Raw genomic sequence first — 13,522 nt, forward strand, 5'->3', positions numbered from 1 at the left:
GATGAGCCACGCAGAGGGTATGCGCTCGCGCCTGGCGGCGGAGGTGGCCGGATGAGCCACTCCGAGGGCATGCGGGTGCGGCGGGAGGTCTTGGGGGACGCGCATGTGGATCGGGCGGTGGCCGGGACCACCGAACTGACGGCCGACTACCAGGATCTGATCACGCGTTACGCGTGGGGCGAGATCTGGACGCGGCCCGGGTTGGATCGGCGCACGCGCAGCTGCATCACGCTCACGGCGCTGGTCGCGCACAACCACATGGACGAGCTCGCGATGCATCTTCGCGCGGCGCGCACGAATGGGCTGAGCTGGGACGAGATCAAGGAGGTCCTGTTGCAGACGGCGATCTACTGCGGGGTGCCGGCGGCGAACAGTGCCTTTGCGGTGGCGCAGCGGGTGCGCACGGAGTTGGGCGAGTAGGCCTTGGCCTGCGGCCGGCCGTTGTCCTCAAACGCCGGACGGGCTGGGGTTGGTGGGCCTGGTGGGGCGGGCTGCGGTTTGGTGGGCCGTTGGTGGGTTGTCCTCAAACGCCGGACGGGCTGATTTCGGTGGGGTTCGGGGGATCGGCCGTGGCCGGGGCGTGGCGGGGATTTGGTTTGGTGGGGGAGATGGGTTCCACTGAATGGAAGTTCCCGGCACGGAGGTGGGGCTATGACGCCGGTTACGGTCACCGGCAAGGTGATGGCCATCCTCGGTGCGTTCGCGGCCGGGGACGGGCGGCTGAGTCTGACCGAGGTGTGCCGGCGGGCGGACCTCGCGCTGGCCACCGGACATCGACTCGTGGCCGAGTTGGTCGGCGGCGGTCTGCTGGAGCGGCTCGACGACGGGTCGTACCGGGTCGGGGTCAAGCTGTGGCACATCGGTGCCCAGGCGCACGCCGCGACCGACCTGCGTGATCTCGCGTTGCCGCACATGGAGGATCTGTACGAGGCGACCCACGAGAACGTGCAGCTCGCGGTGCTGCGCGACGGGAAGGCGCTCTATCTGGAGCGGCTGCGCGGCACCCGCTCGATGCCGATCGTCACCCGGGTGGGCACCGAACTCCCGCTGCACGCCACCGGCGTCGGCAAGGTGCTGCTCGCCTACGCACCGAGGCAGTTGCGCGAGCGGGTGCTGACCGAGCCGCTCGCGCCGCACACGACGCGCACCATCACCGACCCGGACCGGCTGCGCGAGTGCCTGACCGAGATCCGCCGTACGGGCGTGGCCACCACGTCCGGCGAGATGACCGTCGGCGCGCACTCGGTGGCGGCGCCGATCCGGGACCGGCACGACTCGGTGGTCGCCGCGCTGTCGTTGGTGACCGGACGCCGTACGGCCGACCTGCGTCGGCTGGTCCCGACCGTGACGACCGCCGCCAGGGCCCTGTCGCGGGATGTGGCCCAGCACTGGACCGGGAGCGGGGACATCGGCGGCGACGCGGACATGCGTGCGGGCGGGGACTGTCACCCGCGTGGGTGAAAATCCCCGCCCCTGGCGCCGCGTGCGGTCGCGCCCTGTGCCCGGTGGCCCCGTGCTCGACGGCTCGGGGCTCGTGCGCTCAGAGCTTGAGCATGCTCTGCAGGAACGTCCGGTACTTGTGCAATGCGAGCCGCAACTGCTCGGTGTCCCCGCCGGCAGTGCGCTTGGTCTGCTCCAGTTCGGTGCGTCGGGTCTGAATCGAGTCGGTCACCAGCTTGGTGACCTGGGCCGCGATGTCGTCCGCCTCCGAGACGGCGTCCGAGGGGCTGTCCACGAATCCGGCGAGTGCCTCGCGGAAGCGGTGGTTGAGTTCCTCGGCGGCGGCCCGGTCGAACATGGCCGCATCGTCGTCGTGGACGTCGTCGTTGCCTCGATGGCCGGAGTCGTCCGTCCGGGTCCGGTCCTTGGTGGACCCGGCGCCGGCGGTCGTGCTTCGCGGACCGGCCCCGGCCGGCGGGCTCGTCGGCGGGGGCGGCGGCGCGTCACGGCCGGTCCGGGGGGTCGGGTGCACGGTGGTGCCGTAGGGCTCCGCCTGGTCGTGCTGCTGGTGCGGCATGGCACGGGCGGGCGACTCGGGCGGGCTGTCCACGCTCGGACCGGGGCCGTCGGTGACCCTGGCCTGGCGGGCGGCGCGGTCTCGTTCGTCGCGCTCGACTATGGGTGCGTCGTCCCGGCCGGGACCGGAAGCGCCCGGCCCGTTCGGGAAGTTCTGCTTGCGCATCGGTGTGGTCCTCTCGTCCGGTACGACGGATGTCGCGCCGCTGCGCGAGACGTCCCGGTGAGGACGCCCCGGCGGGTGAATCCCTTGTGGCGGCCCGGCCGACGTGGTGTCGGCCGGGCCGAAGATCAGCGTTGTTCGGGCTTCGAGGCATCCAGCCGGGGCGAGTTCGCCTCGCCCGGCGCGGCCTGCCACTGGTCGGTGTGCCCGTCGTGCGTCGTGGGGGCCGCGTCGGCGGAGTCGGACGTCGACGCGGTGCCGCCGCGACGCGGCCGGTAGGGCTGCCCCAGCAGATCGTCGAACAGGGCGCGGTGGTGGATCATCGCCTGGCGCAGGTCCTCGGTCTCGGCCTCGCCGGCTTCACTGCGCCGGGCGATGTCGTGCGCCTTGCGGTAGTGGTCCAGGGTGTGCCCGTGCTCGACGGACAGCAGCTCCATGCGCTTGTCGTGCGCGCCGGTGGGGTAGCCGCGTTCGTGCATCAGCCGGGTGATCAGTTCGTCCGCCTCCTGCACCGCGTCGTCGGGAGCGTCGACGAACCGCTCCTGGACCGCGGTCCACTCGGTGGCGTACTTCTCCCGTGCGGCGGGGTCCAGCGGCTTGAGCGTGAGTTCGCTGTGCCGACGCTCGCGCTCGACCAGGTTGCGCTCGGCCTCGCGCCGGTCGCCGTACTGCTCGACGGCCCGGTCGTACTCGGGGCCGAATCGAGCCTGAAGGTGCCTGCGCCGCAACATCGGACGGCCCGCGAAGAAGGCCGCGGCGGCGAGGACGACGACGATCACCACGATCAGGATGACGGTCGCTGTCGTGTTCACGGGAACTCCCAAATGGGTTGGGTCTCGGATCGTGCATTTAGGTATGACAGCGGACGCACTCCGTATATCGGGGGTTTCCGCTCATGCTCGACGTCTCATGCCTTGCCTGGTCTGGGCAGACCAAACGCCGCCCGCGGATCGGGTTTCCGGCCACCGGAAGGCGAAGGAGGTTCGGGAGGACGGGATGGGCAAGCCTGGGGCGGATCGGTACAGCGGTGTGAGGAGCGGACGGATGCGGACACAGGTCGCGATCATCGGTGCGGGCCCGGCGGGTCTGCTCCTGTCGCAGCTGCTGCACAACCGGGGGATCGACTCGGTCGTGTTGGAGGCGCGCAGCCGCGAGTACTGCGAGCAGCGCCAGCGCGCGGGCATGTTGGAGCAGGCCACCGTCGACGTGCTGCGTGAGGCGGGCGCGGCGGATCGGCTGGATCGTGAGGGCCTCGTGCACCACGGGATCCACCTGCGGTTCGCCGGGCGGGACCGGCACATCGACTTCCCGAGTCGGACCGGTGGTCGGTCGGTGACCGTGTACGGGCAGACCGAGATCGTCAAGGACCTGATCGCCAAGCGCGTGGACGAGGGCGCGCGGCTGTACTTCGACACGCCGGTGACCGCGATCGAGGGCGTCGAGGGGGACGCGCCGCGGATCCGGTTCGTCCGGGACGGGGTCGAGGAGACTCTCGAGTGCGACTTGGTCGCGGGATGCGACGGGTTCCACGGGGTGTCCCGGCCGACGATTCCGGCGGATGTGCTGAAGACCTACGAGCGCAGCTATCCGTTCGCGTGGCTGGGCGTGCTGGCGGACGTCGCGCCGTCCACCGACGACCTGATCTACGCGTACAGCGAGCGCGGGTTCGCGCTGCACAGCATGCGGTCGGCGCGGGTGAGCCGGTTGTACCTCCAGGTGGACCCGGACGCCAAGCTCGCCGACTGGCCGGACGAGCGGATCTGGGCGGAGCTGCGCGAGCGGCTCGCGTTGCCGGGGTGGACGCTCGACGAGGGGCCGATCAGCGAGCGCGGCATCACCCCGATGCGGAGCTTCGTGGCCGAGCCGATGAGCTTCGGACGGCTGTTCCTGGCCGGGGACGCGGCGCACATCGTGCCGCCCACGGGGGCCAAGGGGTTGAACCTGGCGATGGCGGACGTGCGGGTCCTGGCGGATGCGTGCGGGGAGTGGTTCGGGAGCGGCGGCTCGCGGGACGGGCTGGACGCGTACAGCGATGCGTGTCTGCGGCGGGTGTGGCGGGCCGAGCACTTCTCGTACTGGATGACCACGCTGCTGCACACGGGCGTGGACGCGTCCGAGTTCGATCGGCGGTGCCAGGTGGCGCACCTGGAGTACGTGGCGGACTCCGACGCGGCGATGGCTTCGCTGGCCGAGAACTATGTCGGCTACGCCTGGGGTTCGTGAACACGTCCCCGGGCGGCCTCGCCTGCGGCCTCGGTGGCCTCATGCGCCGGCCGGGCTGATTGCCCTCAAGCGCCGGGCGGGCTGTTTGGCCTCAAGCGCCGGCCGGGCTGATTGCCCTCAAGCGCCGGCCGGGCTGCTTGGCCTCAAGCGCCGGCCGGGCTGAGTTTGCCTGGCTGGGGGATTCGGCATGCGGGGTGTCGGGGCGCAGGAACGCCGGCCGGGCTGTGAGGGCCCGGCCGGCGTTCGGGGCCACTTGGTCCGGCGGCGTTTGATGCTGCCGAGGCCGAAGGTGGGTTACCCGCGGTGCGAGTGTCAGACGCTGACGCCGAAGTCCTTGGCGATGCCCGCGAGGCCGGAGGCGTAGCCCTGGCCGAGGGCGCGGAACTTCCAGTCGGTGCCGGCGCGGTACAGCTCGCCGAAGAGCATCGCGGTCTCGGTGGACGCGTCCTCGGAGAGGTCGTAGCGCGCGAGTTCGACGTTGTCGGCGGCGTTCAGCACGCGGATGAACGCGTTGCGGACCTGGCCGAAGGACTGCTTGCGGTTGTCCGCGTCGTAGACCGAGACCGGGAAGACGACCTTGTCGACGTCCGCGGGCAGCTGCGCGAGGTTGACCTTGATCTGCTCGTCGTCGCCCTCGCCCTCGCCGGTGCGGTTGTCGCCGGTGTGCTCGACGGTGCCGTCCGGGGTCTTCATGTTGTTGAAGAACACGAAGTGCTGCTCGGAGTAGACCTTGCCGGTCGCGTTGACCACGATCGCGCTCGCGTCGAGGTCGAAGTCCTCGCCCGTGGTCGTGCGCAGGTCCCAGCCGAGGCCGACGACGACCGCGGTCAGGCCCGGGGCCTCCTTGGTCAGGGAGACGTTTCCGCCCTTGCTCAGGCTCACGGCCATGGGTGTTTCCTTCCGGAGGATGTATGACGTCGCGGACGACGCTACTGCTACTGATCCGGACGTGCAGCAGGCACGCGTAAGTTCCCGAACGCGTCGAAAGGGGCCGTCAAGGTGGCGGTGATCACGAGGCGGAAGCCCGGTTCAGGTTATTGACGGTTCGTCAGTTCCGCCGTTCAATGGCTGGGACAAACAGGCATACGACTATTAGTCATATGCAGAAATCCAGCTTCGGACCCCTGGGGGCAGCCATGTCCAGCGCCACGACGCCGTCGGCCGGGATCGATCAGGCCCGGATGCGTCAGGTCATGGGCCACTTCGCCACCGGCGTCACGGTGGTCACCGCGATCCACGACGGCGCGCCCGTGGGCATGGCCTGCCAGTCGTTCACATCGCTGTCGCTGGAACCGGCGTACATCTCGATCGCCCCGGCGCTCACCTCGACGACCTACCCCAGGGTGCGCGCGGCCGGCCGGTTCGTGGTCAACATCCTCGCCGAGGACCAGCAGGACGTGTGTCGTGCGATGGGCCGCAGCGGCGGCGACAAGTTCGTCGGCGTGGACTGGGCGCCCGCCGGCAACGGCGCTCCGCGGCTGGCCGGCGCGGTGGCCTGGATCGAGTGCGACATCGCGCACGAGTTGCCCGGCGGCGACCACGTGATCGTGATCGGCGCGGTCACCGCCCTGGACCTGCCGCGGGACGCCGCACCGCTGATGTTCCACAAGGGTCGGTACGCGCGCCTGATCGCCGAGTAGCGTGCCTCACCCGCCCGAGCCGGGCAGCAGCCCCTCCGCCATGGCCACCGTGACGGCGGCGGTGCGGTCGTCCACGCCGAGCTTGTTGAAGGTGCGCAGCAGGTGCGTTTTGACGGTGGCCTCGCCGATGTACAACTCCCGGCCGATCTCGGCGTTGGTCATCCCGCGCGCGACCAGGCCGAGCACCTGGGTCTCGCGCGGGCTCAGCGCGTCGCGGACCGGTGTCTTCAGTCGGGTGACCAGCTTCGCGGCCACCGGCGGCGCGAGCACCGTCTCGCCCCGGGCGGCGGCGCGGACCGCGGCGGCCAGTTCCACCCGCGGGGTGTCCTTGAGCAGGTAGCCGGTGGCGCCCGCCTCGACGGCGCGCACGATGTCGCCGTCGGTGTCGTACGTGGTCAGGATCAGTACGTGCACCCCGGGCAGCTCGCGCACGATCCGTCGGGTCGCGGCGACGCCGTCGGTGCCCGGCATCCGCAGGTCCATCAACACCACGTCGGGCCGCAGCTCGGCGGCCCTGTCCACAGCCTGTGCGCCGTTCTCGACGGAGGCGACCACCTCGAAGTCGGCCTCGGCCGCGAGCATGCCCGCCAGGCCCTCGCGCACCACGGGGTGGTCGTCGGCGATGAGCAGACGGATCACTGCGGTACCTCCACCCGTACGGTCGTGCCCCGGCCGGGCGCCGAGACCAACTCGACCTCGCCGCCGACCTGTGCCAGCCGCGCCCGCATTCCCGGAAGACCGTATCCCCCCTTTCCGTGCCCCGGCTCGAAGCCTCGTCCGTCGTCCGCCACGGTCAGCCGGGTGGCGAACGGACGGTAGGCCAACTCCACCGCAACGCTCCCGGCGTCGGCGTGTTTGCGGATGTTGGCCAGCGACTCCTGAAGCACCCGCACCAGCACCACCTGGACCGTCGAGGAGAGCTCGTGCTCGACGCCGGTGACCGTGAACGTCGCGGCCACCTCCAACTCCTCGCCGAGCCCGGCGACGGTGCGGCCGAGCAACTCGGCGAGCGGCTCGGCGCGGTCCTCGCCGCCCGCCGGGCCCTGGGCGGCGACCAGGGCACGTGCCTCGGCGAGGTTGTCCCGGGCCACCCGTTCGGCCAGTTCCAGGCGTTTGCGGGTGGCGGCGGCGTCCGAGTCCACGGTGATTCCGGCCGCCTGGAGCAACATCAGGATGCTGGTGAAGCCCTGCGCGAGGGTGTCGTGGATCTCGCGGGCCATGCGCTCGCGCTCGACCCGCACACCCGCCTCGTGGTGCGTCTCGGCCAGCTCGGCCCGGGTCGCCTCCAGCTCGCGCACCAGTCGGCCGCGCTCCTCCACCTTGTCGGCCAGCCAGTTGATGGTCCGGGCCATCAGAAAGCTGAAGCCGAGCGCGATCGCCATCTCGACCAGGATCCTGGCCACCCGATCGGGTGCCCAATGCGCGTCCCGGGCCTGGAGCACGCCGTTGACGCCGAAGAGGTATACACCCGCCAGCATCGCCGGGAGCATGCGGTCGATGAACGTGAAGGTCAACGGCATCAACACGTACATCAGGGCGATGCCGCCGGGTTCGACCAGACTCAGCGCGGTCACTCCGGCGTACGCGAGCACCAGGTGCACCTGCCCGCGCCGATCCCACACGTTCGGATCCACGCCCGGCGGGAGCAGCAGCCAGAACGAGACCGGCAGCAGTACGAGCACCACCGGGCACCACGGCGGTTGGTCGGCGCCGAACTCGGCGGCGGTGGCCGCGGCGAGGACGAGGTAGGCATAGCGGTACGCGCCGAGCAGCTTGCTGCCGAAGAGGTTCGCCTCCTCGTCGTCGACCAGGGTGGATCGGGGCGTGATCGGCACACCGGCGGCATCCGCCCGATTCACCGTATTTGGCGTCTTCGTCGTGTTCACCGCTCGTTCCCACCCCAGTCGAAGGTCCTGATCCACACGACCAAGCCGAGCACACCCCACCCGGCGAGCACCAAGGCCACCCGGCCCAACTCCCAGGTGCCCGCCGGCTCGACCGTCTGGAACGTGTCCGGCAGAAAGACCGAGCGCATTCCCTGGGTCAGCCACTTGAGCGGGAACAGCGCCGCGAACCGCTGCACACCATCGGGTAGTTCGTTGAAGCCGACGAAGACTCCGGAGACGAACTGGAGCGCGGTGAAGGGCAGGATGATCAGCGCGCCGTTGGCGCCCTTCTTCATCAGCGCGCCGGCCGCGAGCCCCAGCGGGGTGGCCACGGCCACCCCCAGCAGGAACACCCAGCCGAAGGTCAGCCAGTGAAACGGGTCGTGCGGCAGGGCCAGGTCCAGCCACGACACGCCGACTGCCAGCAGTACCGCGACCTGGGCCAGGCTGACCAGGAACACCTGGACGATCTTCCCGAGCAGATAGGCGGCCGGCGGCATCGGTGTCCCGCGCAGCCGCTTGAGGGTGCCGTTCTGCCGTTCGGCGGCGACCGAGAGGGCCAGACCCTGGAAGCCGGCGGCGACGATGCCGACCGCGATCATCCCGGCCGCGTGCAGTCTGCTCTCCGGCACGTTCGTACCGTCCGCCGTGCCACCGCCGATGAGGCCCAGCAGGACCAGCAGCAACACCGGCATGCCGAAGGTCACCGCCATTTGCTCGCGTTGTCGGGCGAACAGCTTGAGCTCCAGGCGGGAGCGCTCCGCCGCGATGGCGAGCAGGGACATCAGTCGGCTCCGATCAGGTCGAGGTAGACGTCTTCCAGGGACGGCCGGGTGACGGTCAGATGCGGTATCTCGCCGCCGAAGCGCGCGGCCAACCGCGCCACGTCCGCGGTCGGTTCGGCGCTCGCCAACTCGTGGGCGCCCTCGGCGTCGCGCCAGCGCAGTACCGCCCTGGCCAGGTGCCTGCCGCCGAGCCGCTCGGGCGTGTCCACGTCCACGACCCGGCCGGATCGGATCACCCCGACCCGATCCGCGAGGCGCTCCGCCTCGTCCAGGTAGTGCGTGGTCAGCAGGATCGTGGTCCCGGCCTCCCGCAGGCCCGCGATCAGTGACCAGAACCGGCGACGCGCCTTCGGATCGAACCCGGTGGTCGGCTCGTCCAGGAAGAGCAGCTCGGGCCGGCCGAGGATGCCCAGCGCGACGTCCAGCCGGCGTCGTTCGCCACCGGAGAGGGCACCGGCGCGGGTGTTCCGCCGCTCGGTCAGCCCGACCGCCTCGATCACCTCGTCCGGATCACGCGGCTTCGGGTAGTAGTGCGCGAAGTGCCGCACACTCTCGCGCACGGTCAGCCCCGCCACGTCCGCCGACTCCTGGAGCACGATGCCGATCCGGGCCCGCCAGGCCGGTCCGGCGCCCGCCGGATCCCGGCCGAGTACGGCCACCTCGCCGGCGTCCCGCGGGCGGTGGCCCTCCAGGATCTCGGTCGTGGTGGTCTTGCCCGCCCCGTTCGGGCCGAGCAGCGCGAAGATCTCGCCTCGGTACACGTCCAGGTCGAGCCCGTCCACCGCCGGACGTCCTCGGTAGCTCCGGCGCAGCCCGCGCACCGTGATCGCCGATTCGACGCGGGTGCGGGCCGAGTGCGTTCGCTGCGGTGTCATGCCTCGACGATGGCGGGTGCGGGCCGGGCGCCGGGACGTACGAACGACGGACGTCGCCTGTCCGTCGATCGGGGGACAGGCGAGGCGTGGGCGAGTGGGTATGGTCAGCCTCGACCGGCGCGGGCGGGCTTTTGTTCCGGGGCGGGCGTGAGGCGTACCGGCACGGCGGGCGTCAGGCGCGTGTCCGCGCGGTGGGCGCGGCGTACGGCGTCGCGAGCGTGAGGCGTACCGCGCGGCGAGTGTGAGACTTGCCGCTCTCCACGGCGACCGGGCCGATGGCACCATGGGCAGGACCGGGGGAGTCGCTCGCGAAGGGATTTCGGATGACCGCGCAGCCCGAGGTGACGGCCGATCAGCACCGGTCCGGAGAGCGGGAGTCCGCCCTCTTCGACCCCACCGTGGCGGCGCCGCCGCTGGTCGACGTGGCCCGATTCGGCTTCGAGGGACCGCTTGCCGCGACCGCCGCCGCGTGGAGTGAGGACGCGGTCTACTGGGAGTACACGAAGGCGGCCAACCCGATCGGCGCCGGCTACACGACGCCCGTGCCGGTGGAGCGTTTCCCGGCCGAACTGCACGCCGGTGGAGCCACCCGGGTGATTCCGCTCGACCTCGCCGGGCCGATGCGGATCGCGGGCGGTCCGGCGACCAGTCCGGCGCTGCTGGCCAACTTCGTCCGGATCAACGCGGGCGACCGGCTCGCGGTGCGGCCGAACGCGACCTCACAGCTCTACTACGTGATGTACGGCCGGGGCATGTCGTTGGTCGGCGGCCAGGCGGTGGAGTGGGAGAAGGGCGACTTCCTGGTCCTGCCGGACCTGGGCGAGATCACCCACCACGCCGCGCAGGACTCGCTGTTCTATTGGGTGCACGACGAGCCGCTGCTGCGCTACCTCGGGGTCACCCCGAACCGGGCCCGGTTCCGGCCGACCAAGTTCTCCCGGCATCGTGCGGTGGAGGAGCTCACCCGGATCGCGGAGGCGCCCGGCGCCAACGCCAAGAACCGGGTCAGCGTGTTGCTGAACACGATCGACCAGGACCAGACACTGACCGTCACGCACACCCTGTGGGCGATGTTCGGCCTGCTCCCGGTGGACCAGATCCAGCGTCCGCACCGGCACCAGTCGGTCGCCCTGGACCTGATCCTGGACTGCGAACCGGGCTGCTTCACCCTGCTGGGCGATCGGCTCGACGAGCACGGCGAGATCGTCGACCCGCAGCGGGTGGACTGGCAGCCCGGCGGCGCGTTCGTGACGCCTCCCGGGAAGTGGCACGCCCACCACAACGAGTCCGGCAGTCCCGCGCACCTGATCCCGATTCAGGACGCGGGCCTGCAGACCTATCTGCGCAGCCTGGACATCCGCTTCAGCGACCGGCGCTGAGATCTCGGCGGCCGGGCCCGTACCGAGACGGGCCCGGCCGCCGCTCCCGCATCGAGTCGGGACCGGGCGCCGCTCTCGGCCGCGGCTCCCGCTGCCGCGGCTCCCGCTGCCGCGGCTCCCGCTCGGTCGCGGCTTCCGTTCGGCTACGGTTCCGCGCTCCCGGCTACCGCCGGTTCGCGTCCCGGTCGAGGTTGCGGTTGAGGTATTCGCCGGTCAACGAGTGTTCGGCGGCCAGGAGTTGCCGGGGCGTGCCCTCGAAGACCACCGTGCCGCCGTGCTTGCCGCCGTCCGGACCCAGGTCGATCACCCAGTCGGCCCGGCCGACCACGTCCAGGTTGTGCTCGATCACCAGGAGCGTGTTTCCGCCGTCCACGAGCCGGTCCATCAGCGCGATCACCGTGTCCACGTCGGACATGTGCAGCCCGGTGGTCGGCTCGTCGAGCACGTACACGCTGCCGGTCTTGTGCAATTCGCCCGCCAGCTTGAGCCGTTGCCGCTCGCCGCCGGAGAGGGTGCCGAGCGGCTGGCCCAGCGTGACGTATCCCAGCCCGACCTCGGCGAGCGCGGCCAGGTGCGGCCGGATGCGCTTCTCGGTGAAGAACTCGTGCGCGTCCTCGACGGTGAGCGCCAGCACGTCGATGATCGACTTGCCACGCAGCGGGTGCTCCAGCACCTTGTCGTCGAAGCGCCGTCCCTCGCAGCGCTCGCAGATCGTGGTCACCGGGTCCATGAAGGCCATCTCCACGGTGACCGAGCCGCGCCCCTGGCAGGCCGCACAGGCGCCGGCCGAGTTGAAGCTGAACAGGCCCGGCTTCTCGCCGCTCGCCTTGGCGAACAGGGCGCGGATCGGGTCCATGATCCCGATGTGACTCGCGGGTGTGGAGCGCGAGTTGGCCGCGATGGCGGCCTGGTCGATGACGATCGTGTCGGGGTGCGCGGCGGTGAACACCTCGGACACCAGCGTGCTTTTGCCGGAACCGGCGACGCCGGTGAACACGGTCAGCACCCCGGTCGGGATGTCCACGTCGACGTGCCTGAGGTTGTGCAGGCTCGCGCCGCGGATCGGGATGTGCCCGGTGGGCGTGCGGTAGTCGGTCTTGACCACCGTGCCCCGGTTCAGGAAGCGGCCGGTGAGCGTGTCCGACTCGATCAACTCCTTCACCGTGCCCGCGAAGACGAGTTCACCGCCGTGCGAGCCGGCGTGCGGACCCATGTCGATCACGTGGTCGGCGACCGCGATCACGTCCGGATCGTGCTCGACCACGAGCACGCTGTTGCCCTTGTCCCGCAGTGCGACCAGGAGTTCGTTCAACCGGTGCACGTCGCGCGGATGCAGGCCGACGCTGGGCTCGTCGAAGATGTAGGTCATGCCGGTGAGGCTGGAGCCGAGGTGGCGGACCATCTTGAGCCGCTGCCCCTCGCCGCCGGAGAGCGTGGAGGTCTCCCGGTCCAGGCTGAGGTAGGACAGACCGATGTCCACGATTCGACGCAGGGCGGCCGAGGCGGCCTCGGCCACCGGCCGGCCGATCGGGTCGTCGATCGCGGCCAATACCTCGATCAGGTCGCCGACTTCGAGCGCGCAGTAGTCCGCGATGTTGCGTCCGTCGATCCGCGCGGCGAGCACGGCCGGGTTGAGTCGGGCGCCGGCGCAATCCGGGCACGGGCCCTCGGTCAGGTAGGCCTCGACCGTCTCCCTGGTCCTGGCGCCGAGCGCGGACACGTCACGGTTGAGGTAGAGCCGGTCGAAGCGGCTGTACAGGCCCTCGAAGGTCACGTTGACGGTGCCGTCCGGGGTGACCAGCTTGAACTTGATCACCCGGTCCGGATCGCCTCGGGTGAGCAGTGCGAACTCGGCGTCGGTGTAGTCGGCGATCGGCTTGTCGTTGTCGAACAGCCCGGACGCCTGGTAGATCCCGACTCCGAGCAGGGCGAGCCGGAACGCGCCGTCGTTGAGCGACCTGGACCGATCCAGTAGGCGGGCGTAGTCGGCCCGGACCGTCCGACCGATGCCGTCGCATGTGGTGCACATGCCGCCGGGGTCGTTGAACCCGTACACCGCGGGGGTGCCGGCCGAGGGTTCGGCGATGCGGGAGAACAGCACGCGCAGGAGCGGATTGATGTCGGTCATCGTGCCGACCGTCGAGCGGGAGTTGGACCCGATCGGCTTCTGGTCCACCACGATGGCGGGCGACACGTTCTCGATCGCGTCGGCGTGCGGGCGCTCGTAGCGCGGCAGGAACTTGCGTTCGAATGCCGAGAAGGTCTCGTTGAGCTGCCGCTTCGATTCGACCGCGACGGTGTCGAAGACGATCGACGACTTGCCGGACCCGGACGGACCGGTGAACACGACGATCCGGTCCTTCGGGATGCGCAGCGACACGTCCTTGAGGTTGTTCTCGCGCGCGCCGGTGATGACGATGTCCTTGATCATGCGGCTCCGTTGCTCTTCGATGACGGACCCCGACGGGCCCGGCCCGGGTCGCGCGGCGGCAGGGGCGGGGGCGCGACCGAACCAGCGAGCGTACGGGGCGAGTCCGACAGCGCCGGCGACGGTG

13 protein-coding genes are annotated in these 13,522 nt (G+C 70.7%); 5 read left to right on the plus strand and 8 right to left on the minus strand.

The window, feature by feature from the left end; translation table 11 throughout:
* Positions 1 to 51: 51 nt before the first annotated feature.
* Both pcaC and ACFZBU_RS37465 read left to right on the plus strand, forming a co-directional pair.
* The gene (gene pcaC / locus ACFZBU_RS37460) at positions 52 to 420 is read left to right on the plus strand and encodes a 4-carboxymuconolactone decarboxylase (protein WP_391588207.1); all 369 of its coding nucleotides are present in this window, start codon (positions 52 to 54) and stop codon (positions 418 to 420) included.
* A 231-nt stretch (positions 421 to 651) separates the two neighbouring features.
* Positions 652 to 1,461 carry an IclR family transcriptional regulator gene (locus ACFZBU_RS37465; RefSeq protein ID WP_391588208.1) on the plus strand — a complete coding sequence of 270 codons (810 nt, stop codon included), beginning with the start codon at positions 652 to 654 and terminating at the stop codon, positions 1,459 to 1,461.
* Positions 1,462 to 1,540: 79 nt separating this feature from the next.
* Here ACFZBU_RS37465 and ACFZBU_RS37470 read toward each other — a convergent pair whose 3' ends face one another.
* Entirely contained in the window at positions 1,541 to 2,182 is a 642-nt protein-coding gene (locus tag ACFZBU_RS37470; RefSeq protein WP_391588209.1) for a hypothetical protein, read from the minus strand.
* A gap of 125 nt (positions 2,183 to 2,307) precedes the next feature.
* On the minus strand, positions 2,308 to 2,991 hold the full coding sequence (locus ACFZBU_RS37475) for a hypothetical protein (RefSeq protein WP_391588210.1): 684 nt from the start codon (positions 2,989 to 2,991) through the stop codon (positions 2,308 to 2,310).
* A 232-nt stretch (positions 2,992 to 3,223) separates the two neighbouring features.
* Between ACFZBU_RS37475 and ACFZBU_RS37480 the strand changes: the two genes are divergently transcribed.
* Positions 3,224 to 4,402 (plus strand): 4-hydroxybenzoate 3-monooxygenase, encoded by a 1,179-nt coding sequence (locus ACFZBU_RS37480; protein WP_391588211.1) that lies wholly within the window; start codon positions 3,224 to 3,226, stop codon positions 4,400 to 4,402.
* A 312-nt stretch (positions 4,403 to 4,714) separates the two neighbouring features.
* On the opposite strand, the gene ACFZBU_RS37485 is transcribed toward ACFZBU_RS37480, so the two are convergent.
* Positions 4,715 to 5,290 carry a TerD family protein gene (locus ACFZBU_RS37485; protein WP_391588212.1) on the minus strand — a complete coding sequence of 192 codons (576 nt, stop codon included), beginning with the start codon at positions 5,288 to 5,290 and terminating at the stop codon, positions 4,715 to 4,717.
* 212 nt (positions 5,291 to 5,502) lie between these two features.
* Here ACFZBU_RS37485 and ACFZBU_RS37490 point away from each other — a divergent pair, with 212 nt between their 5' ends.
* The gene (locus tag ACFZBU_RS37490) at positions 5,503 to 6,042 is read left to right on the plus strand and encodes a flavin reductase family protein (RefSeq protein ID WP_391588213.1); all 540 of its coding nucleotides are present in this window, start codon (positions 5,503 to 5,505) and stop codon (positions 6,040 to 6,042) included.
* Between the two features lie 6 nt (positions 6,043 to 6,048).
* On the opposite strand, the gene ACFZBU_RS37495 is transcribed toward ACFZBU_RS37490, so the two are convergent.
* From ACFZBU_RS37495 to ACFZBU_RS37510, 4 genes are read right to left on the minus strand one after another with little or no spacing between them, the layout of a single operon-like run.
* Complete coding sequence (locus ACFZBU_RS37495; protein WP_391588214.1) at positions 6,049 to 6,681, minus strand: response regulator; 633 nt, start codon at positions 6,679 to 6,681, stop codon at positions 6,049 to 6,051.
* The gene (locus ACFZBU_RS37500) at positions 6,678 to 7,928 is read right to left on the minus strand and encodes a sensor histidine kinase (RefSeq protein ID WP_391588215.1); all 1,251 of its coding nucleotides are present in this window, start codon (positions 7,926 to 7,928) and stop codon (positions 6,678 to 6,680) included. Before ACFZBU_RS37500 ends, ACFZBU_RS37495 begins: the two co-directional genes overlap by 4 nt.
* Positions 7,925 to 8,713 carry an ABC transporter permease gene (locus ACFZBU_RS37505; protein ID WP_391588216.1) on the minus strand — a complete coding sequence of 263 codons (789 nt, stop codon included), beginning with the start codon at positions 8,711 to 8,713 and terminating at the stop codon, positions 7,925 to 7,927. Before ACFZBU_RS37505 ends, ACFZBU_RS37500 begins: the two co-directional genes overlap by 4 nt.
* On the minus strand, positions 8,713 to 9,588 hold the full coding sequence (locus ACFZBU_RS37510; RefSeq protein ID WP_391588217.1) for an ABC transporter ATP-binding protein: 876 nt from the start codon (positions 9,586 to 9,588) through the stop codon (positions 8,713 to 8,715). Before ACFZBU_RS37510 ends, ACFZBU_RS37505 begins: the two co-directional genes overlap by 1 nt.
* A gap of 323 nt (positions 9,589 to 9,911) precedes the next feature.
* On the opposite strand from ACFZBU_RS37510, the gene ACFZBU_RS37515 reads away from it, so the two are divergent.
* The gene (locus ACFZBU_RS37515; protein WP_391588218.1) at positions 9,912 to 10,967 is read left to right on the plus strand and encodes a cupin; all 1,056 of its coding nucleotides are present in this window, start codon (positions 9,912 to 9,914) and stop codon (positions 10,965 to 10,967) included.
* 163 nt (positions 10,968 to 11,130) lie between these two features.
* On the opposite strand, the gene ACFZBU_RS37520 is transcribed toward ACFZBU_RS37515, so the two are convergent.
* On the minus strand, positions 11,131 to 13,398 hold the full coding sequence (locus tag ACFZBU_RS37520) for an ATP-binding cassette domain-containing protein (RefSeq protein ID WP_391588219.1): 2,268 nt from the start codon (positions 13,396 to 13,398) through the stop codon (positions 11,131 to 11,133).
* Positions 13,399 to 13,522 lie beyond the last annotated feature (124 nt).

Source organism: Embleya sp. NPDC008237 (assembly GCF_042956465.1).
GTDB lineage: Bacteria > Actinomycetota > Actinomycetes > Streptomycetales > Streptomycetaceae > Embleya.